A 21,993-nucleotide genomic window follows, 5' to 3' on the forward strand; every position below is an offset into this window, starting at 1 on the left:
GCTACAGACGCTTCAGGCCGCTCACCACCGGGAGCCAAGAGAACCGAAGTCTGTATAGAATATATATTACTAGATGATGTCAGCGGCAATAATTATATGCGATGTGACGCAGTTGACACCCTCATATGGAAATGGTCAGAAACGTCCGAGAACTCACGGCGGTTCTCGAACAGTTCTCGGAGACGACGGGAGCGGTTCGCGAACTCGAACTGACGAGCGAGGGTGAGTCGGCTGCGGACGGCGTGCTGGCGTCGGTTACCGTCGAGTACGACCTCGCGACCGGATGCGGCGTCGAGCCGAACCGACTCTCGGTGTCGTCGCCGGCGGCGTCGATTACCGACGGCCGGCTTCGGCTCGAACTCGACGTGTCGCTCGCGCCCCCGTCGGGCGAGGACGCCGGAAGCGAATCAGTATCCTCCGGCCACGCCGCCGGGAGCGACGCCGAGCCGACGGAATCACGAATCGCCCGGACCGACGGCTCGGGGACGCGCAACTCGGCGGTCGTCGGGCCCGTCGCGTCCGTCGAGACGCTAACGATGGAGGCTGCGGCCCCGACGGTGAGCGACGAAGCGCCCGAACGTGACCAGCCAGCATCGGCTTCGATTGATGACCCCGTTGAGGCCGACACGGTCACAGAGACGAACTCGGACGCGGACAGCGAGTCGAACGCGACCACCAGCACGCAGACGGAGACAGAGGCGGACGCGAGGGCAGACGCCGACTCGGTGCCGGCGCATCACGACCCCGTTCGACTTCGCGAGGCGTACGAGGCCTGCGAGACGTTCAAAGAGATGACCGACGCTCTCGGCGTCGACGTGACTCCCCAGACCGTCCGCAACCAGATGATTCAACGCGGAATCCACGAGCCGGAGTCGTACGGCGCGCCGACCGAATCGTCGTCTTCGAACGAGTCGGCCGACGCGGGCGACGAGACACCGCAATCAGAGCCACGCGTCTCGGACGAGAACCGCACGAGCGAGACGGAACCGGAGCCCGAGTCGGGGGACGAAAGAGACGAGGGAGACGAAGGACCCGCCAACGCGACGGAACGAGACACGCGAGTCGACTCCGAAGCCGACGCGACCGGCGAACCGACGTCGGCGTCGGAACCGGAGCCCGACCCGAAGTCGGCATCGAAGTCAGACGCTGACACGGCCCCGGCCTCGGACGCCGAGCCAGTCGCGGCCGACACAGACGAGACGAGCGAGGTGACCGAGGTCGCGCCCACCCCGGCCACCCTCCCGCCGCTTCCCGCGTCGGTGTCTTCGCTCGACTGCTCGACCGAAGACGTGTGTGCGGCTGTCACGGGTGCGAAGACGCTGTACGAAGTCGAGCGCCGCCTCGGACTCGACCGCGCCGACGTTCGCGAGGTGCTGACCGCGCTCGACCTCCTCGATCTCGTCACCGGACGGATGGCGCGGCGCGACGCGTCGGCGGCGAGCGCCGACGACGTTCGAACCCGAGCGCACGCTGCACTCGACGCGAACGAGTAACCCAGCCCGGCTGTAGCGGTTCGCCTGTGGCGACGCTCGAAGCCAGACGCATCAGTTCGTGACAGGTGGCCCTACGTCTAGTCAGTACCGAGACTCACGAGAGCGGTATCCGAAGGGTGGTGGGGTCCCCCGGATGGGGGAGGATGGAACGAGAACGAGAGCCACGCTATCAGCATCGGGTGATAACGTTCTCGCCCTCGTACACGTTGTTCTGGTAGGGAGTGATATAGATTTGGATAGTAGAGACTATTGGTGTATACTGATAGTGTACTCGCTTCGGGGGGAAAGAGAGAACGGTCTCACGGTGGGGGCGACCACCGGATCGAGGAGGTGGAAAACCGTTCTCAACTGGCACGCAATTGGCCAATGGATTTAAATATACCTATTGCGGCTACCGAAAGTACGTACTACTGACACTCCGTGGATGGCCAACGGCTCGTACCGGGGTCGCCGCGCGGCGAAGCCGGGTTGTGTCCACCGAGAAGGAGACGAACCGCACCACGGCGTACGAACCTCTCTATCGAAATTGTGTCATCTATATAACACACTTACCAGCGGTTATCACACCCGCCTCGGTGCGGACAGATGTGCCTCCACACACATCACCACAGACAGCGCTCAGTCGTACTGTAACGGTGCTACTCGTGTTAGTACTCACGACCGCGACGTTTCCCGCCGGTGCGGCGGGCGTCGCGGCGGCGGAGGACGCGAGCGCACTCGATTCGAGCGTCCAGTCGGCGATGAACGCGTCCGCGCCGGCGGCCGTGACCATCACCGAACTCCAGTCGAACACGTCCGACGGCGACGCGTCGGCCTACGCGGGGCAGTTCGTCAGCGTCACCGGGACGGTGACCGCGACGAACGCCGACGGCTTCTTCCTGCAGAACGCCTCCGCGGCCGACGTGCGGCACAGCGCCGTCTACGTCTACGCGGGCGGGTCGTCGAACGCGACCCCCGGCGACGAGGTGCGCGTCGACGCGCCCGTCACCGAGTACTACGGCCTGACCCAACTCGACCTGACGAACGACAGCGCCTCGCTGTCGACGACCGGAAGCGGGTCGGTCCCCGAGGCGACCGTCCTCGCGACGGAAAATGTCTCCCAAGAGGCCTACGAGAGCGTGCTCGTCAGCGTGCGCGACGTGGAAGTCACGGCGACGCCCGGCCAGTACGGCGAGTGGGCCGTCACCGACGGCTCCGGGCCGGTCGCTATCGACGACGTGACGACGGGCGACGACACCACGCCCTCGGAGGTCGGCAGCACCGCCGACGCCATCGAGGGACCGGTGTTCTACAGCTTCGAGGAGTACAAGATTCAGCCCGCGTCGGTGACGAACCTGACCGCCCCCGCGGGCGGTGACGCCGGCAACGACACCGCGGGCGCGAATGCGACGACAATCACGCTCGTCGGCTTCAACGACATCGGCAAGGCGGCCGCCGGCTCCGGCGACGACAAACTCGGTCGGATGATCACGCTCATCAACCGCGAGCGCGCCAACGCCTCCGGCCCCGTCTTCGTGGCCGGCGGCGGCGACGAACTCAGTCCGCACGCCCTCCGCAACTACGACGGGCTGGAGCACGGCTACGAGCCGCCGGTGACGGCGATGAACCTCATCGACCCCGACGCCGAGGTCGTCCAGAACCACGAACTCGACTACGACGAGGACGCGGGGACGAACGACTTCGCCGTCTTCGAGGCCATCGCCAACGAGTCGACCTACCCGTGGCTCCTCGCCAACGTCGTCCACGAGGAGACCGGCGAGAACCTCCCCGGGACGCAGAACTACACCGTCGTCGAGCGCGGCGGTGTCAGAGTCGGCTTCTTCGGCCTGACCGACGAGGCCATCAACGCAAAGACCGACGGCGTCATCGAGCGCAACGGCTACACCGTCGTCGACCCGACGACCGCCGCCCAGCGGACCGTCGACACGCTCCGCACCGAGGAGGACGTGGACGTGGTCGTCGCGCTGGCTCCGGTCGGCATTCCGGACTCGAAGGACCTCGCCCGAAACGTCGATGGCATCGACGCGCTCGTCTCCGGCGACGACCAACAGCGCTACCCGCCGCAGACCACCAACGGCGTCCTCATCGGCGAGACCACCGGCAAGGCAAACGCCATCATGCGGATGGAACTGACCGTCGATAACGGGAGCGTCACCGACGCCTCCGGCGAACTCGTCGACGTGACGACCGACGTGCCGCGCAACGACTCGTGGCAGATGTACATCAACCCGCTCCGCGAGGGCTATCTCAACACGGAACTCGCGACGGCGGTCATGCCCGAGCACACGGGCGTCGGCTCCAGCTACACCGACGACTCCGCGACGGGCCACCTCGTCACCGACGGCGTCCGTGGCTACACCGGTGCCGACGTGGCCGTGACGAACGCCGGCGGCATCCGCGACACGCTCTACCCGAGCGAGTACGGTCCGGGCGAGGAGTTCAACATCACCCGCGGGATGGTGACCTCGACGCTCTCGTTCGGCAACCACATCGTCGTGGTCGAGGTGACCGGCGCGGAACTCCGCGAGGTCGTCAAGAGCCAAATCACGCCGCTGGAGATGGACAACCAGTACGGCACCCAGACCCAACAGCAGGTCAGCGGCGTCACCTTCGAGTGGGTGCCCCACACCGATAGCTCGTCGCCCGGCGAGGGCGACGCGACGATTCGCGACCTCACGGTGAACGGCGAACCCGTCAACGACTCGGCGACCTACACGCTGGCGACGAACTCCTACATCGCCGACGGCGGTAGTGGCTACCCGCTCGCCGACAAGCCGCGCGTGACTGTCCTGAACGAGACGACGATGGCCGACGGCGTCATCGGCTACCTGCAGAACCGCTCGACCATCGCGGCCGCCGAAGTCGACACCGAGTCCGACGACCGGATGCGCCGGGTCGACACGGCGGTTGACGCCGACGCGGTCGACGTGACGAGCGACGACGGCCAGACGACGGTCACTATCGACGCACCCTCGCGCGTGACCGGCGTGAGTGGGACCGCCGCCTTCGCCGACCGCAACGGCGGCTACGTCGAGACGACGAACGTCGCCTACGACGACGCGAGCGGCACCATCACGGTCACGGTGCCGACGAGCGACCTCGACGCCTTCGAATCGTCGGTGACCGCGCCGGACTCGGGCGTCGACCTCTACGTCGACTACACCGACAGCGCGTATTCGAGCCAGTACGAGAACTTCGATTCGGCCGTGCTGAACGCCGACCTCGACAGCGAGGCGACCACGCCCGACCCGACACCTGAACCGGCAGACGGCGTCGCGCTCGCGGTCGGCTCGGACGCCCAATCCGTCCCCCTCGGCGACACGCAGACGTTCGATATCACCGCGAGTGACGCCGAAAGCGGCGTCGGCGCGTACGAACTGACGCTCACGGTCGGCGATTCGAGCGTGGCCCGCATCACGGCCGTGCAGTTCCCCGATGAACCCGGCTTCTCGGCGGTCAACGTCAGCGACGACGGCAGTACGGTCCACGTCGAGGCCGCTGGCATCGACGCCGCCGACGACGCGAACGACTCGCAGGTTCTGGCGACCGTGACGGTCGAGGGCGTCGCGCTCGGCGGTTCGACGGCGCTCGAACTGACCCCGACGGCGACCTACGACCCCAACGGAACGGCCTACGCGGTGTCGCGCATCGACAACCGCCCGGTCGGCGTCGAACCCGGTGACCTTACTGGCAACGGCCGCGCGATGGCCGACCACGACGGCGACGGCACCTTCGAGGACGTGAACGGCGACGGCAGCGTGGACGTCGTGGACGCCCAGGCGCTGTTTGTGAACCGCAACGCCGAGCCGGTCCAGTCGAGCACCCCCGCGTTCGACCTCAACGACGATGGTCGCGTCGACGTGGGCGACGTGCAGCGGCTGTTCGCCTCGACGAATGCGTAAGCCCAACCCGAACTGGACCGGCCGGAGCGCGCTTGCGGTGTTCGCGGCGCTCGTCTGTCTGAGCGCCGTCGCGCCGCCCGCGCTCGCCGCGACCGACACGACCGTCGGCTTCGACACCGACGCGGCGACCGTCGAACCCGACTCGACGCGGACGTTCGACATCGTCGTCGACAGCGCCGACGCTGGCGTCGGTGCGTACAACCTGACGGTCGAACTCGACGACGCATCTGTCGGTCGCATCGCCGAGGTCGCCACCCCCGACGGCACCGACCCGCGACTGCGGGACGTGTCGTACGACACCGAGCGCACGGTCGCCTCGGTTCGCGTCGTCGGCCTCGACACCGACGACACCGGCTCGGTCGCCGTCGCGACCGTCACCGTCGAAACTGCGGATGCCACCGGTGACGGCGCGCTCGACGTGTCCGTGTCCGCCCTCGGCGATGAGGACGGCAACGCCTACACCGTCACCGACACGTCGGGACTGGACCTCTCCGTCTCGCAGTCGGCTGGTGGCGGGGGCACCGGCGGTGGTGGCGGTGGCGGTGACTCCGCCGCCGACACCGGTGACTCGACTGCCGATGGCGACGACACCGACGGCGATTCGGACTCAGGGCGAGACGGCGATTCCGGCACGGACGACGAGTCGGCCGACGTGACCGACCAGCCCGCGACCACCGAGCCGCCGGCGGAGTCGCCAACCCCCGCCGCGTCACCCGCGAGTCCGACGACAGCCGACGACGGTGCGACGACCGCCAGCGCGACAGACACGCAGTCCGCGACCGAGACGACCGAGCGCCGGACGACGGCAACCGGCGTCCCCGGCTTCGGCGTCGCTCCCGCGGTCGCCGCCATCACAGCGCTCCTGTTCGGGTTCGGACGCCGGGCGCGGTGCGAGAACTGAGCGAACACGGGCCCACGGGGGTCTGTGTCGAATCTTTATCCGTGTGGGCGTCTAGCAGGGAGGTATGAACGGCCCGGACACCGCGGACGAAACGAGCTTCTATTTCGACTACGAGCTACAGGTCGATGCGACCCGTGACGCCGTAGCGAAGCTCGCTCGTGAGGTCCTCCAGTACGAGTGGGCCGACTACCTCCGTGCGTCCCCGCCGGAGGGTCCCCACACGTGGCACGCCCTCGACTCGGGGAAGCCGTGGGGCCGCGTCACGCCCGCGGCGTGGGAGCGCGGCCGCGACCGCGGCTACGACCTCCACTTCGAGCACTACCCGACGCCGCGCGCCCTCCAGCGTGGACAGTTCCGCCTCGAACTCCACCTCGAAGACGGTATCCACGGCGACGCCGACTTCTCGGGCGACTCGCCGTACGCGGCGCTCCGCGAGCGACTCGTCGCGGCGCTCGACGAGGTGCGCGACGAACACGACGACCTCCCGGCCGGCGAGTTCGGCACCGGGCGGACGCTCTGGCGGGTCGACTCCCACTTCCTCGCGGGCGACACCGTCGCCTACTACGAGGCGCTCCGCGAGGCGCTGTCGGCGCACGACGCGTTCGTCGACGCCGTGGCGGCCGTCCTCGACGACGAACTCCCCGAGCGCGACCCGTTCGAGCGCGACTGACGCGCCGAGGCGAACCGCCGACTCGCCGCCCGCGTCGAATCACGTGAGGACCGACCGAGAGTGGTGACGCTCCCGAGAGGAGCGCGTCCGACGCCCCGACTGCTGTCTGTGCTCAACTACGCCCCCGTCAGAGTGGCTCCTATCGGTGTGAAGGCGACTGCAACAGAAAGTGTACAATCAACTCGACAATACCACTATATAGCTACATTTGGACGCCAATCCCCGATAACTGCGAAAGAATTATACCGTATACCGCCCGTTAGTGAAATGATGACGCAAACACTCGAGGTCGCCCCGCACGTAATCACGGAGGGGTCGACCATCCGGCATTCGACGCTGTGTACGGAACAGACGGTGGTGGAAATCGAAGACGAGACTATTCGGACGATGTACGACGACGAGGAGTTCGTCTACCCGCGCGAACAGCTCGCAGTCGACCTCTCGGTCGGTCGGTTCGAAGTCGTTTCCTGACCCCGCTTTCGGGACGGCACGGGCCACCGTCTCGGCTTCCGTCGTCGCTCACGGTTACCGCGAATCCATCCGGCCCGCCTCGGTCCCCGTTTTCCCCGCTCTCGACTGACTCGTTCGTCACCGGACGCCCGCGAGCGACCGCGCCGAAGCGCGTCTCGAAAATCTGTACAGTTCGATTGCCGATACTATTTTTACGACCCACATGAATCTCCGGCCGTGTCCTCCGCAGACCCTCCGCGCTCGCCGGGAACGCTCGCCGTGAGCGCCAAAGAGACCGGTCAATCGCTGTACGAACGGGCGTACAACACGCTGTTGACGGGCGTGGCGATTATGATCCCCATCGTCATCACGCTGTACGTCCTGCGCGTCGGCATCGACTTCGTCAGAAACGCCCTCGAACCGTTCATCGACCTGCTTCGCTGGGCGGGCGTCATCAGCCGCTTCGAGAGCGTCGAATTCATCACGCTCCTCATCGACCTCGGTATCTACTCGTTCGTCGTCGATTTCTTCACCGAACTGGTCGCGCTCCTCGTCCTCTTCGCCATCGTCGCGGTCGTGGGGACCGTCGGCCGCAACCAGTACGGCGAGAAAATCATCGGCGTGTTCGACCTCGTGGTCTCGTCGATTCCGGGCGTCGGCACGGTGTACAAGAGCTTCCGCCGCATGGGCGACGTGGTCCTCGACGAGGGGGCCGACGAGTTCCAGGACGTGAAACTCGTCCAGTGTTTCGACGACGACGTGTACGTACTGGGCTTCCAGACGGGCGGCTCCCCCGCGACCATCGAACAGTCGACCGGCCACAACGAAATGGTCTCGATGTTCCTCCCGCTCGCGCCCAACCCGGTCACCGGCGGCCTGCTCACCTACATCCCCGCCGACGACGTGTACGACATCGACATGACCGTCGAGGAGGGCGTCCGGAGCATCCTCACGAGCGGCGTCGCCACCGACGAGGACTCGGGCGCGCTCGGCGTGAACATGTCCGAACTCCGCGGGACCGAGCGGTTACAGGACATCCGCGAGTCGATGATTACGCGAGAGCGGAAGGAAAAACAGGACTGAGTCGTCTCTCGCACGACCGCTGGCGAGACTGGCCAGCGGAACAAGCTTTTTACTCGATGTCTGTCGTGTGACAGACACGTCCGCATTCCACACGCTGTGCGAGGGGCAGAACAGCGACGGTAGTAGTGCAGGGGCTGTCGAGCACGCGCTCTGTGGGCACGGACAGGTCTAACTATGGCACGGAACACAACGCGTTCTGTTGGGTGGGTAGCGCTGAGCATCTTCGTCTGTGGATTACTCGTGACTGCACCAGTTGGTGCGGTCAGCGTGGGCACGTCCACGACGGACGGGGGAACGACCCCCGCACAACTGAGTAACACGACGGTAACCGTCGACGAGTCCGGAGGGGCGGACTACCTGCGGATTCAAGCGGCGATAGACAACGTCTCTGCCGGGTCGACGGTCGAAGTCCGACCGGGGACGTATCGCGAAGCGGTGACGGTCGACAAGAGTCTCACGCTTACCGCGCCGGACGGCGCGGTGCTGAACGGGTCGACGCTCGACTCCGAGGCGAGCGCGGTAACCATCGTCGGAGACGCCGAGCCGCTGATTTCGGGCTTTACTATCACTCGCTACGGTACCACGGGCATCGACGCACAGGGGACGACCGGTGCGTGGGAGGCCACCGACCTCGAAATCGCCGAGACTGACGGCTTCATGGGGACCGGCGTCAACGCCGAAGGTTCGAGTGGGAACTGGGTCGTCTCTGACACGCTCGTCCGAGACAGCTACCGAAACGGGGTCAACGCCCGACAGTCGAACGGTTCGTGGCTGCTCGAAAACGTCACCGTGACTGACACCGTGTTCGGCAACGGCATCCGCGCCGACGAATCGACGGGTGACTGGGTGATGCGGAACGCGACCGTTTCTGACACGCGGGACGACACCACCGGTATCGCGGTGTTCGAGACCGTCGGCGACTGGACGATTACTGAAACGACGGTCGTCAACAACTCCCGCGACGGAATCGAAGCGACGAACACGGTCGGTTCGTGGCGGATTACGAACAGCACCGTCGCCGAAAACGGGCAGTTCGGCGTCAATGTCGGCGGTCCCGCGACGGCGACCACGACCGGTGCGAACTGGTCGATTATCGGGGCGACCATCGAGTCGAACGGCGATGCGGGCATCAACGCCGAGGAAGTGACCGGGCCGTGGCGGGTTCACGAGACCCGATTGGTCGATAACGGAGTCGGTGTCGACGCGACCGGAGCGGCCGAGCGCGGCGCTGTTGAGCGGAACTGGTGGGGAGCGACGGACGGCCCGTCGGGCGTGGCAAACGGTTCCGGTGACGCCGCGACCGGGAACCTCTCGGTCACGCCGTACTACACCGATTCGGCACTGACGGCGCTCTCGACTGCCTCGGCTGGCGATGGCGTCGACGTGTCTACGTCGGCGACGATGATCTCGCCGGACGAACCGGGGGCGCTTCGGACGGAACTCACCAATACCGGTGACACCGCCGTCTCGACCGCCGTCGTCTTCGACGACCTCGCGGGCGTGACCGTCCGAGAGGCGGACGCCAGCGCCGGCACCTGGGACAACGACACCGACGAGTGGGAGATTGGAGCCCTGCAAGCGGGCGCGAGCGCTTCCTTGACGCTCGACGTGAGTGCAGACACCTCCGGAACGTCGCTCCCGTCCGAGCGGAACGTCTCGGCGACGATGACCACCGGTGAGACGACCCAGTCGCTCAGCTACCCGGTCACCGTGGCGGCGGCCGATGACCTCTCAATGACCGTCGGAACCGTGACCGCGGAGACAGGTGAGACGGTCGTAATTCCCATCGAGACGGAACCGGTCCGCGGCGGCGTCTATTACGCCGGAACCGTCTCGTTCGACGCGTCGGTTGTGCACGTCGCGAACGTCTCGATGGACGACGAAGACGCGTTCGTCTGGTCGGAGGCCGACAACCAGAACGGAACCGTCGAGTTCGGCATCGAGAGCGCCGACTACCTCACAGACCCGGTTGTGAACGTGACGTTCGACGTCGTCGGAGATAGTGGGACGGCGACTGCAGTAAACGTCAGCGACCGGACGGTCTACACGACCGGCGCGGATTACGTCGGCTTCCCCGTGACCAACGGGTCGGTCAGCGTCGCGTCCGGAGAGGGTGACACGGGCGACACGGCCCCGCCCGAACTCGATAGCGAGGCTGTACAGCAAGACGACGACATCGCCGTGACCGTCTCCTCGAACGAGTCGCTCGCGTCGCTCACGGGAGTGCTCTCCGACAGCGATAGCGTGTACCGCGAGCAGATCACGCTGAGTGCGTTCGACGAATCGGTCCTGAACGGGACGTACGTGTACGAGACCGTGTACGGCGGGGCCGGCGACGGCGAGTACGAGTTCACCGCGACCGCGACCGACACCGCCGGTAACGAGGTGACGGAGACGGAGACGTTCCTCATCGGCACCCAGTCGAGTAACGACTCGACGATACGGCTCTCCGTCGAAACGCCGACCGAGGCCGTCGGCGTAAACGACACCGCGCCCGTCGAACTCGTCGCCGGCGACGTCGACTCCTTCGTCGGCGCGTACGAGGCGACCGTGTCGGTCCCCGCCGAGTCGGGCGTCCGTTTCACGTCGGCGAACGTTACCGGCTCGCCCGCGTTCTCGGACGCGGAGTACAGCGAGAACAACACGACAGTCCGACTGAGCGCCGTGGGGATGGAGACTGCAGACGGACCGTCGCCGGACCTCGCCGAACTTACGGTGGCTGTGGACCGGGTCAGCGGAGAGCGCGAGGAACAGATACCGGTCACGGTCTCGAACGCGAACGTCTCCGACGAGAACGGAACTGAACTGTCCGTTGAGTCCACGGAGAACGGCACGCTGGACGTCGTGACGCTGTCGGCAATCGGGCCGAGCGAACTGCCCCCGACGGACCCGGACGGTGACGGCCACTACGAGGACGTCAACGGCGACGGGAACGTGACCGTCTCGGACGTACAAGCACTCTTCACCAGCCGAGACGACGCGAGCGTCCGCGAACAGGCCTCGCTGTTCGACTTCAACGACAACGGACGGTTCAACATCGTCGACATCCAGCGCCTGTTCTACACCGAACTGGTCTGACTTCGCTCGCTGGCTGACCGCTTGTTTTCGGTCCGACTGTTCTCATCAACGCCTCGGGCCCCTCGAAGCCGTATCTCGCCCTCGAATCTGTCAATGTATCTAATCTTTATATGTCTGCTCCACGAAGTGTGGTATGATCACGCATGGGGCCGCCACCGCGAGTTCTCGTCTACGGACCACCGCCAGAGCGGGCCTGGCACCCGCAGAGCGACGTCGAAATCCGATACGTGACCGAGACTGAAGCGCTTCGCCGGCTCGCGTCGTCGAAAGATCCGACGGTCGTCGTCTGTCTTCACGCACCGCCGTCTTACCGAGGTGGGGTCGCCGCGCGCGTCACTCGTCGCGTCGACGGTTCCCAGCCGGTCGTCGTCACCGGTTGGGAGACCGCCCGCTCACCCAGCCTCGAACCGGTCGATTCGGACCTCGTGAAAACCGTCGGTCTCCCGGACGACGAACCGCTCCCGGAGGCGCTGTTCGACGTCGTCGACAAAGTCGGTGCGCGTCTGGCGGCCCACGCGTGACGTGACCTCGCTCGGCCCTGCGACGACCGCCACCTGTCAGAAGTGGCAACCCTCCGACTGACCGTAACAATTAGCATGCTCGATTCTTCTTGTCATATCGTGAACGTCGGAGTAATCACGTGCCTGCACGGCGATTCACGGCAGTACGACGCGTGAGGGGCTGCTGCCGACCGCCGTCCGACGCGGCTTCGCGCAATCCACGTCGTGCGTGGCTCGTGATGGTTCGACGGACAACCCGACACTAACTATGAGCTCTTCGAACACGCCCGGTTCAATGCGAGTCGTCTGGACAGCGTCCAACCGTTTGGGGGATGCGAGATGAAACTGAAAGCGCGGCACGGTTTCCTGCTGCTTCTGGCGCTCGCGCTCGCCGTCGCGCCCGGGGTGAGCGCCGCGGCCGGGTCGACGGCCGTCGCGCTCGAACCGACGAACCAGACGGTCGAGAACGGCGAGACGGCGACGTTCGACGTGGTCGTGACGAACGCCTCCGGCGGCGTCGGCGCGGCGAACATCTCGTTCTCGGTCGCCAACGAGACGGCGACCATCACGCAGGTCGCGTTCAGTCACGAGACGGCCGAGGTCACCACGACGTACGCGAGTGACAACAGCTCTGCGACGCTCACCGGCTACGGACTCGACACGAACCAGACCGGCTCGGTGGTCGTCGCCACCGTCACGGTCGAAGGGAACGCGACGAGTACGGCCGAAACCATGGTCACGCCGCACGTCAATGCGCTCGGTGACGAGGACGGCAACGACTACACGGTGAGCGAGGAGCAGTCCGCACAGCTTGAGGTGACGACTTCCTCGTCGGGCGGTGGCGGCTCCGACGGCGGGGACGACAGCGACGGTGATGGTGGCTCCGGTGACGGCGGCGACGGTGACACAGAATCGGCGACCGTCACCAACCTCTCGGTCGGCACGACCGATGTCGAGACCGGCGAGAACGTCGAAGTCACGGCGACCGTCCTGAACGACGGCGACGTGACGACGAACGCGACGGTCAACCTCACGGTCGACGGGGCGGTCCGAACGACGAAGACCGTCTCCGACCTCGACCCCGGCAACGAATCGACCGTCGTGTTCCTCCTGGCGTTCCAGCAGGCGGGGACGTACAACCTCTCCGTCGGCGGCGAGTGGGCGACGGTCACGGTCGCCGAGCCGGACACGACCACCTCCGACCCGGTGACGACCTCAACGCCGACGGAGACGGAGAGCCAAGCGCCCGGCTTCGGCGTGCTGACGGCGCTCCTCTCGCTGGTCGCGCTCGTCGGTGCGGCGCGTCTGCGGGCCGAGTAACTCGCTTTCGACTCGCTCCAGCCGAGTGAGTGGTCGGGAGTCGAGGCATCGACGTGTAACTGTTTTTGAGTTCGCCAGTACGCTCCCGAGTCTCCGACTTCCCGGGGGCGTGCAGTCCGGTCAGACGGGGGTCGGCGGAACCACACACACTTAATGTGAGTGCTCGTGAGTCTCGCGTTAGAGAACGCTAATGGGCTACCGTCGAGCACTTTCGTTCAGCTGGGAGACGCGCGACACACTCGCGGTGCTCGTTATCGCCCTCACCGTCTCGTTTCTCGTTGGCGCCGCGGTTCTCGGCGTCTCGCTCGGCCAGCAGACGACGACTATCTCCGACGAGTTCGGGACGAGCTACCACGTCGAGCGCGCGGCCTCTCCGTCGAGCGTCGCGGGCGCGAGCGACTCCGAAGTCCAACTCGTCTTCGTTCGCGCGACCATCGATGGGACGCCCGCGACGATTGTGGGTATCCCGCCGGATGCGCCGGAACTCACCGTCCGGGGACAGACAATCGACTTCCCACGGCCGGCCACCGGAACGCTCGCCGTCGTCGGCGGACCGCCTTCTGGCGAGACCGTCACGCTCGAAGCGGATGGGACGGCGACGACGGCCACGGTCGCAGGCCGTTCGGGTCATCAGGTCCTCCGAGATAGCTGGTACATCACCCGCACCGAGACGGTTTCGGAGTTCGAGGCGACCGAGGTAGTCACCATCGAACGGGCGGACGGCGAACCGGCGACGCCGCTGTTGTCGGCGCTCCAGTTCTTCGTCCGCGGCACCGACCAACTAGTCCGCCTGCTCCAACTCGCGACGCTCGCGAGCGGGATTCTCGTCGGCGTGACGACGTACAGCGTCATCCGACTCACGGTCAAAGAGCGGCGGCCGGATATCGCCGTGCTCCGCTCGACGGGCGCGACGCCGCGGCAAATCGTCGGCGTGTATACGCTCCGCGCCATCACGCTCGCGGCCATTGGGCTGGCGCTCGGCTACAGTATCGGCGTCATACTCGTCCGTGCGGTCCTGAACGCGGCCGTGTACGCCGGCCTCCCGACCTCGCTCGCGCTCGCGCTCACGCCGACGGTCGTCCAACTGCTCGGACTGGCGGCCGCCGTGCTTCTCGTCGCCGGCGTCGTCGCCGGCCTGACCGCGTCGTACCCCGAAGCGACGAAACCGCTGGACCGGCTGTCGTCGCCGGGACAGCCGACCGCCGAAGGCTCCCGGTCGCCGCTCAAACGACTGTTCGAGACGCGGCTGCTCGGGTGGGAGGCGACCGTGCCTACCGTCGCAACGCTGAGCGTGTTCATGGGCGTGGTGCTGTTGCTGTCGGCCGTCATCGGCGCGGTCGGCCCGCTGTCGGGCGTCGGCCAGCAGACGATTACAGAGCCGGACGCACCGCATCCCATCGCCAGTAACGTCCCGGAGTCGTACGCGTCCGCGCTCCGCAGTCAGGGCGTCGCGGTCAGCCCGGAGATTCTCCTCTTCGAAGTGTACCGCAGTACGCCGTTCGTCGCCCGGGGGGTGAACTACTCCGCGTACGAGTCGTTGGCGCACACGACGCTGACGGCGGGACGGGAACCGACCGGCGACGACGAGGCGCTCATCGGGGCGAGCCTCGCCGAGGCGACCGACCTCGCAGTCGGCGACACGCTCGTTCTCGGCGGCAGCACGACCCCCGGAATCACGCGAATCGAAATCGTGGGACGGTTCGCCGGAACCGGTGTCCAAGACGACCAACTGTTGGTGTCGCTCGACACGGCGCGTCATCTCACGACGACGGGGGATAACGGGGTTCAGTTCATCAGAACCAGCGGCCTCGCCGACGGCGGGACAAACACGTCCACAATCGTGGTCACCGACGCGACGGTCACCCGTCGTGATGGGAACTTCGGCGTCGCCGTCGAGGCCACGAACCTCGGGCTGAGCGACGCCTCGCGGCCCGTCTCGGTCACGCTCGGCGACGCGACGGCGGAGGCCGCGCTCTCGGTGCCCAGTCGCCGGTCGACGACGACGTTCGTCGCGTTCGAGACGCCGCCGGAAGGCACCGTCTCCCTCTCGGTGGCCGACGTGACGAAGTCGGTGACGGTCGACGAGCGAGGCCGCGTCGTCGAGCCACTTCGCGTGACCATCCCCACGTCGATACCCGTCGGGAGCGCGCCGCGAGTCAGCGTCTCGCGGGGCGGCGAGCCGGTCGCGAACGCGACGGTCTTGGTCGACGGCCGGAGTCAGACCCAAACGATGGACGCGAGCGGGGCGACCCGCGTCCGGTTCAACGAGACCGGGACGTCCGTCGTGTCGGTTCGCGCCGGCTCCCAACAGCGTAACACCACCGTGACCGTCTCCGACGACGCGACTCGGCGACCGGTCCAGACGCTCTCGCTCTCGCCGCAGGCCCCGACGCTGTTCACGTCGCCGACGGTGACGGCGCGACTCAGTAACCCGTGGGCACAGCGGCTGAACGCGACGGTGACCATTCGCGGCCCGGGGACGAACGTCGAGCGGGCCGTCTCGCTCGCACCGGGCGGAAGCGGTCGCGTCTCGGCGACCCTCCCACAGCGACCGGCCGGAGCGTACACCGTCTCGTCGCAGGTCGGCGCGGGCGAGGAGACGACGCTCACCTACCGCGTCCGAGGCGACGAGCGGTTGGCGACGGCGCTCGCGGGGAGCGGTCGCTACACGAGCGGCGGCGGCATCGCACAGGCGATTCAGCTCGTCTTCGGGAACCTCGAAGTGCTCCTCGCCGCGGTCGTCGCGCTCGTGAGCCTCATGACGGTCGGGAGCACGACCGCGGCGTTCACGCGGAGCACCTACGGCGTTCGGAAGACCATCGGCGTGTACCGCGTGACCGGGGCGCGCCGGACCGACGTCCTCCGGCTCGTCCTCTTCGACACGCTGAAAGTCGGCCTCGTCGCGTCGGTCGTCGCGTTCGCCATCGCCACCGCGGCGGTGACGGCGCTCCTGTCGCTCGGCGAACTCCGCGTGTTCGGCGTCGCGCTCACGCCGGTGTTCTCGCCCGGCGTCGTCGCCGGGATGGTTCTCGCGGGCCTCGGACTCGCGGTCACGAGCGCCTGTCTCGCGACGGGCTATCTGTTGCTGCAGGACCCCGCCGCACTCTTAGTGGATAGACATATACCGACGCCCGAGGGAGAGGAACGTATCACCAATGAGTAACGGACGCCGCCGCGGATTCGTGATTCTCATCGCGGGTGTCGCCCTCGCGTTCGCCCTCCGCGCCCTCCCCCTTTATTGGAGCGGCTATCCCTCTACGCTCGACGGATTCGACTACGCGTGGTTAGCGAAGACGGCCACGGAGACGGGGTCGCTCCCCCTCACGCAGCGAGCAGATAACCTCGTGTTCAGCACCTATCTGAGCGTCGTGTCGCTCGTCACCGACGCCGTTCCCCTCCGATCGATTCAGCCGCTTGCGACGGCCGTTGGCGGGATTATCTGTTTCGTCGGCGGCGTCGTCGCTCGCCGCGTGCTCCGCGACAGCGGGTCGCGCGACGAGACCGCCACGGCGGTCGGGGCGGTGACGGCGACGCTCCTCGCCATTCAGGGGCTGTTCCTCCGTCGGACCGCCGTTCCCGACGAGGAGATACTCGGCATCCTCCTCGTGATTACCCTCGCGTTCTGCCTGCATCTCGCGCTCCGCAGTCAGCGCCTCCGCTGGTGGCTCGTCGTCGGGCTGCTCCTCGCCGTGTTCCCGATGACGCACACGTTCTCGACGTTCATCGCCGCGCTCGTCGTGACCGCGCTCGTCGTGCGCCACGTCTCCGTGCGGCTCTCGCTCCGGTCGGTGCTCGGGCCGGGCGCACTCGCGGTCGCCTTCTGGGCGTACATGTTTTCGTACTACCGCTTCGCCGAGTCGTCGACGACGCTCAGCGTCCCGTACGTGAACCGAGTCATGGCCTATCCCGGACTCTTCCTCGCGTGGCTCATCCTCCTCGCCATCGGCATCGTGTGGGTCCAACAGACCGGCCGCCGGGTCAAGCAGGTCTCGTATCTCGCCGTCGTCGGCTCCTTCTTCGCCATCGTCGGGCTCAACGCCGTCTCGCCGATATTCCCGGGGACGACCCAGACGCCGCCGCTCATCTTGGGGCTCGTCGCGATTCTCGGCGTGTTCGCGGTCACCGCCGCCTTCGGGCTCGAACTGTTCGAGTCGTACCGCGGCGGCGCGATACCGACGGCGATGTTCCTCGCGCCGGTCACCATCATCGGGTTCGGCCTCACCGCGTCGCTCACGCCCGAGTACTACGACACGGTCATGCGCGCCCAGACCTTCCTGCACGTCCCGGCGGCGATGCTCGTCGGCGTCGTTCTCGTGCGCCTCCTGCAGGGCGTCTCGCGTTCGACCTCGGGACGAACGCTCCGTCTCGCGCTCGTCGCGCTCGTGCTCGTCTCGACGCTGGCGACCGCGCCGCTCGCGTATCTCACGATGGACACCGCGACCGTCCCGACCACGACGTACGAGTCGGAGTTCGAAGGCGTCCGGTTCGCGTCCACGCACACCGACTCGCCGTGGGTGAGCGACCACTCGCTGACGCGGGTCGGCGCGCACTACTTCAAGGCACAGGTCGGCTACAGCGCCGTCGCGAACTGGCTCTCCGGCGGGCCAAGCCCTGACTGTCTCGTCATCTCACAGCACTCGTGGACGACGACCGGTGCCCACCTCTTCCCGAACGCGCCGGGGACCGTCTCGGCCACCACGTACGCCGAGTGGACCGCGACGCGCAACGTCGTCTACGCAAACACCGGGAACGACCCCGTCTCGGTGTCCCGGCCGGTCGGGAACGCGACGTGCGCGGCCGCGACGAACCAGACGGTGTGACCGAGTAGCCGTACACTATACATAGGTGAAGCATGAAGGGAGCATATCGATGACGGGCCCCGTACTGCGCGGCGATTCGCTCACCGTCGAACGCGGTGACTCCACCATTCTCGCGGACGTCTCCATCACCGTCGAGCCCGACACCTCCCTCCTCATTCAAGGCCCGAGCGGTGCCGGGAAGACGACGCTGTTCAACGTCCTCGGACTGCTCAGCACCCCGACGAGCGGCTCGCTGTACGTCCACGGCGACGACACGAGCGCGCTTCCCGAGCGCAAACGCGCCGTCCTCCGGCGGGACGCAATCGGGTTCGTGTTTCAGGACTTCCAGCTCATCCCGGACCTGACCGCGTGGGACAACGCCGCGCTCCCACAGGACCACACCCGGAGCCGAGACGAGGCGTGGCTCGACACGCTGTTCGACGCCCTCGACATTTTAGACCTCAAAGACCAGTATCCGGCGACACTCAGCGGCGGGGAGAAACAGCGCGTCGCCATCGCCCGCGCCCTCGCCAACCGGCCGGACGTCGTCTTCGCCGACGAGCCGACGGGCCAACTCGACCCGGAAACCGCAGAGCGCGTCCTCGACCTCCTGTTCCGGGTCAAAGACCAGACGGACACCGCGCTCGTCGTCATCAGCCACGACCCCACGCTGTCCGACCAGTTCGAGGAGACGCACGTGCTGATAGACGGCTCGCTCCGCCGAAAATCGGACGAGCGCATCCCGCAATGAGCCGCCTCGGATAACATGCGCTATGCGACAGCGCTCCTCTCGAGGTGGTCGCGCCGCGAGTGGCTGAGCATCGCGGTCGTCGCCGTCACGACGGCGTTCCTCCTCGGAGCCGCGCTCCTGTTGCTCACGGCGGCCACCTACACCGGAACGCTCAGTTCCGACCTGTCGAGTTCGGCGACGGTGTCGTACGAGCAGTCGTACGACGACGCCGTCGCGACCGCGTCCGCTGACGAGGTCGTAATCGCGGTCACGACCGTCTCGCTCCCGGACAGCGAGACACGCCGCGTCGTCGGGATACCGCCGGACGCGCCGCGGACGATTTCCGGCGCGTCGGTCGCGTGGCGAGCGGCGACGCTCCCGAGACCACCGTCTGACGGCGTCTCCGGGCCAGTATCGACGGTACAGCAGGTCGAGTTCGTCGGCCCTGACAACGCGGTTTCGACGACCGTCTCGCCGCACCGCGTCGAGGAGACGCTGTTTCCCGACTCGTGGTACGTCGCGGACACCGACACCGTCCAGCAGTTGGGTGCGAGCGGTGCGTTAGTGTTCGATACCGGGAGTTCGGGCGCTCCGTCGGCACCGACGAGCGTCCCGCTCATCGCGGCGCTTCCGTTTCTGGCGGGCGGCATCACGCAGGTCGTCCGGACCCTCTCGGTCGCCGCGTTCGCCGGCGGACTCCTGATTCTCGTCGTCGTGTACAACGTGACGAAGATGTCGATTCGGGACCGGACCCGCCTCATCGGCGTCGCCCGTGCGACCGGGGCGTCGCCGTGGCGCATCCTCGCGATTCTCCTCGGCCGCGTGCTGTCGCTCACGTTCGTCGGCGTCGCGTTGGGCTACGCGCTCGGCGTGGTCGTGACCAACGGCGTCGTCAACGCCGCGACGTACGCTGGCCTCCCGGTATCGCTTCAGACGACGGTGACCCCCGACATCGCGCGTTCGCTCCTCGGCATCTCGGCGTTCCTCCTCGTGATGGGCCTCCTCGCCGGGGTGCTCGCGGCGCTTCCGGTCGTCCGCGGCGACCCGAGATTCGACCAAACGCACCGGGCCACCGGCCGATGGCCACAGCCGATTCGCCGCTTCCAAGCGGTCGCCTCGCCGACGCTCGTCGATTGGCGGGCGTTTACCCCCACGGCGGCGACGCTCGCCGTCTTCATGCTCATCATCCTCTTGACGGGGTCTATCGGCGGCGCGCTCGCCCCCCTCGCGACCACGTCGAGCGGGACGGTCGTCGAGAGCGGTGCCGCACACCCCCTCAACAGCCGCATCGACGAGAGCTACGCGACGGTCCTCCGCTCGTACGGTATCACGGCCAGCCCGGAGGTCATCTACGCGCAGACGCGAGGCCGGACGCCGTATCTCGTTCGCGGGGCGAACTACACGGCGTTCAGCTCGGTCACCGACGCGTCGTTGGTCGCCGGAACCGCCCCACAGCGCGCCGACCAGGCGGTTATCGGGACCGACCTCGCGCGGACGCTCGGGCTCGAAGTCGGCGAGACGGTGACGCTCGGCGGGAGCGTCACGCCCGGGGTCAGACGCGTCACGATAGTCGGGGCGTTCACCGGGAGCGGCGTGACGAACGACCAACTCGTCGTCCCGCTCGAAACGACACAGCCGCTGGCGACGGGTCCCGGAACGGTGCACCTGATTCGGACGAAAAACGCCTCGTCGAGGCTCGCATCCCTGCAGAACCGGTCGTCGGGACTGCTCGTGACGAGTCTCTCGGGCCCGTCCGAGGTCCAGACGAACGCGACGTATCGCTTCGGCGCGACGGTCCGGAACCTCGGGTCTTCGACCGCGACTGAAACGGTCACGGTCAGCGTGGGGAACCGGACGCTCGAACGAGACGTGACGCTCGGGAGCGACGAATCGACCCGGCTGTCGTTCGAGACGAGGTTCGAGACCGCGGGGACGTACGAACTCGCCACCGACGGCGTCACCCGCTCGGTGACGGTGTACCGGCCGAACACGCTCCAGTTGCCGTCCGAGTACCCGACCCGCGCGCCGCCGGGGTCCACGCTCGTCGTGCCGGCGACGACGCCAAACGAGTCCGTGGTCTCCGGCGTGACCGTCACGCTCGACGGCCGGCGTGCGACGACCAACGACCGCGGCGGCGTCCCGATACGCGTCCCTGACGAACCGGGCACGTACACGCTCCGGCTCTCGAAAGACGGCTACGTCGCGGAAGAACACACCCTCACCGTGGAACGCGGCGCGCCACAGCGTCTCGGCGGACGGCTGACGGTCTCGCCGTCCACCGGGTCGCGGCTCACAAACCCGACGGTGACGGCGCGCGTCGCTAACCCGTGGGGTCGGTTCCTCGTCCGCAACCTCACGCTCGTCTCGCCGGGCGGCACGCAGACGCGGACCGTCGAACTGACCGCCGGAAACGTCTCGGAAATCGAACTGTCGGCGTCCGAGGTCGGACTCGGTGACGACCCGCCGCCGGGCACGTACGACCTCCGACTGGTCGTCAACGGGACGGTCATCTCGACGGCGACCTACCGCGTCACGGGCGACGAGCGCGTCGCGGCGACGCTCAGCAGTCGCGGCGAGTACACCGAGGGGACCGGTATCGGCCGGGCCATCGAGAACGTCTTCGGGAACGTGCAGTTGCTGTTCGTCGTGCTCGTGTCGCTCGCCGGGTTGAGCACCATCGGCGGCACGACGGCGACGTTCGCGCAGGCGGTACACGCCAACCGTCGCGTCATCGGCATCTACCGCGCGACCGGCGCGAGCAGGCGGCGGGTTCTCGCCCTCCTCGCGGCCGACGCCGTCCGCCTCGCGATTCCCGCGGCAGTTCTCTCGTTCGGCCTCGCGGCGGCGCTCCTGTGGGCGCTCGCGCGGGTCGACGTGCTCGTGGTCTTCGGGATTCGACTCGCCGTTCCGTTCACCCCGTTGCTGGTCGGCGTCTCCGCCCTCGGCGCGGTCTGTCTCGCGGTCTGTAGCGCCGTCATCGCGGCGACGCCGTTCGTTCGATTCGACGTCGGGCGGTTGCTCCACCGCTGACTGTTCGACTCGCCATGAAAATGCACTTACCCCAGAC

General features: G+C 67.2%; 13 protein-coding genes. All 13 read left to right on the forward strand.

Annotated elements, in window-relative coordinates; all coding sequences use genetic code 11:
• Nucleotides 1-125 precede the first annotated feature (125 nt).
• The 13 genes from AUR65_RS09235 to AUR65_RS09295 all read left to right on the forward strand — a co-directional run bounded on the left by AUR65_RS09235 (nt 126) and on the right by AUR65_RS09295 (nt 21,956).
• The gene (locus AUR65_RS09235) at nt 126-1,493 is read left to right on the forward strand and encodes a hypothetical protein (protein WP_058566543.1); all 1,368 of its coding nucleotides are present in this window, start codon (nt 126-128) and stop codon (nt 1,491-1,493) included.
• Nucleotides 1,494-2,080: 587 nt separating this feature from the next.
• Nucleotides 2,081-5,395, forward strand: coding sequence for a 5'-nucleotidase C-terminal domain-containing protein (locus AUR65_RS09240; RefSeq protein WP_233194346.1), 3,315 nt, complete (start codon nt 2,081-2,083; stop codon nt 5,393-5,395).
• Nucleotides 5,388-6,296 (forward strand): hypothetical protein, encoded by a 909-nt coding sequence (locus AUR65_RS09245; protein WP_058566544.1) that lies wholly within the window; start codon nt 5,388-5,390, stop codon nt 6,294-6,296. The genes AUR65_RS09240 and AUR65_RS09245 overlap by 8 nt, the downstream gene beginning before the upstream one ends.
• 64 nt (nt 6,297-6,360) lie before the next feature.
• Nucleotides 6,361-6,966, forward strand: coding sequence for a hypothetical protein (locus AUR65_RS09250; RefSeq protein WP_058566545.1), 606 nt, complete (start codon nt 6,361-6,363; stop codon nt 6,964-6,966).
• Between the two features lie 270 nt (nt 6,967-7,236).
• The gene (locus AUR65_RS09255) at nt 7,237-7,437 is read left to right on the forward strand and encodes a hypothetical protein (protein WP_058566637.1); all 201 of its coding nucleotides are present in this window, start codon (nt 7,237-7,239) and stop codon (nt 7,435-7,437) included.
• Between the two features lie 258 nt (nt 7,438-7,695).
• The gene (locus AUR65_RS09260; RefSeq protein WP_058566638.1) at nt 7,696-8,499 is read left to right on the forward strand and encodes a DUF502 domain-containing protein; all 804 of its coding nucleotides are present in this window, start codon (nt 7,696-7,698) and stop codon (nt 8,497-8,499) included.
• Nucleotides 8,500-8,673: 174 nt separating this feature from the next.
• A complete protein-coding gene (locus AUR65_RS09265; protein WP_146047399.1) occupies nt 8,674-11,577 on the forward strand; it encodes a right-handed parallel beta-helix repeat-containing protein in 2,904 nt (967 codons plus the stop codon).
• A gap of 227 nt (nt 11,578-11,804) precedes the next feature.
• On the forward strand, nt 11,805-12,098 hold the full coding sequence (locus AUR65_RS09270; protein ID WP_058566639.1) for a hypothetical protein: 294 nt from the start codon (nt 11,805-11,807) through the stop codon (nt 12,096-12,098).
• Between the two features lie 318 nt (nt 12,099-12,416).
• Complete coding sequence (locus AUR65_RS09275) at nt 12,417-13,397, forward strand: CARDB domain-containing protein (protein ID WP_058566547.1); 981 nt, start codon at nt 12,417-12,419, stop codon at nt 13,395-13,397.
• A gap of 190 nt (nt 13,398-13,587) precedes the next feature.
• The gene (locus AUR65_RS09280) at nt 13,588-16,560 is read left to right on the forward strand and encodes an ABC transporter permease (RefSeq protein ID WP_058566548.1); all 2,973 of its coding nucleotides are present in this window, start codon (nt 13,588-13,590) and stop codon (nt 16,558-16,560) included.
• Nucleotides 16,553-18,217, forward strand: coding sequence for a hypothetical protein (locus AUR65_RS09285; RefSeq protein WP_233194347.1), 1,665 nt, complete (start codon nt 16,553-16,555; stop codon nt 18,215-18,217). The genes AUR65_RS09280 and AUR65_RS09285 overlap by 8 nt, the downstream gene beginning before the upstream one ends.
• A 49-nt stretch (nt 18,218-18,266) precedes the next feature.
• Complete coding sequence (locus AUR65_RS09290) at nt 18,267-18,947, forward strand: ABC transporter ATP-binding protein (RefSeq protein WP_058566549.1); 681 nt, start codon at nt 18,267-18,269, stop codon at nt 18,945-18,947.
• Between the two features lie 15 nt (nt 18,948-18,962).
• Nucleotides 18,963-21,956, forward strand: a complete 2,994-nt coding sequence (locus AUR65_RS09295) for an FtsX-like permease family protein (RefSeq protein ID WP_058566550.1) — start codon at nt 18,963-18,965, stop codon at nt 21,954-21,956.
• The last annotated feature ends 37 nt before the right edge of the window (nt 21,957-21,993 follow it).

The organism is Haloferax marisrubri (genome assembly GCF_001469875.2).
GTDB classification, from domain to species: domain Archaea; phylum Halobacteriota; class Halobacteria; order Halobacteriales; family Haloferacaceae; genus Haloferax; species Haloferax marisrubri.

Excerpts from the sequence above, each read along its gene's own strand:
- AUR65_RS09265 (WP_146047399.1), top strand. The coding sequence starts at position 8,674 with ATGGCACGGAACACAACGCGTTCTGTTGGGTGGGTAGCGCTGAGCATC.
- AUR65_RS09255 (WP_058566637.1), top strand. The coding sequence starts at position 7,237 with ATGACGCAAACACTCGAGGTCGCCCCGCACGTAATCACGGAGGGGTCG.
- AUR65_RS09290 (WP_058566549.1), top strand. The coding sequence starts at position 18,267 with ATGACGGGCCCCGTACTGCGCGGCGATTCGCTCACCGTCGAACGCGGT.
- AUR65_RS09245 (WP_058566544.1), top strand. The coding sequence starts at position 5,388 with ATGCGTAAGCCCAACCCGAACTGGACCGGCCGGAGCGCGCTTGCGGTG.
- AUR65_RS09275 (WP_058566547.1), top strand. The coding sequence starts at position 12,417 with ATGAAACTGAAAGCGCGGCACGGTTTCCTGCTGCTTCTGGCGCTCGCG.
- AUR65_RS09285 (WP_233194347.1), top strand. The coding sequence starts at position 16,553 with ATGAGTAACGGACGCCGCCGCGGATTCGTGATTCTCATCGCGGGTGTC.
- AUR65_RS09250 (WP_058566545.1), top strand. The coding sequence starts at position 6,361 with ATGAACGGCCCGGACACCGCGGACGAAACGAGCTTCTATTTCGACTAC.
- AUR65_RS09235 (WP_058566543.1), top strand. The coding sequence starts at position 126 with ATGGAAATGGTCAGAAACGTCCGAGAACTCACGGCGGTTCTCGAACAG.
- AUR65_RS09280 (WP_058566548.1), top strand. The coding sequence starts at position 13,588 with ATGGGCTACCGTCGAGCACTTTCGTTCAGCTGGGAGACGCGCGACACA.
- AUR65_RS09295 (WP_058566550.1), top strand. The coding sequence starts at position 18,963 with ATGCGCTATGCGACAGCGCTCCTCTCGAGGTGGTCGCGCCGCGAGTGG.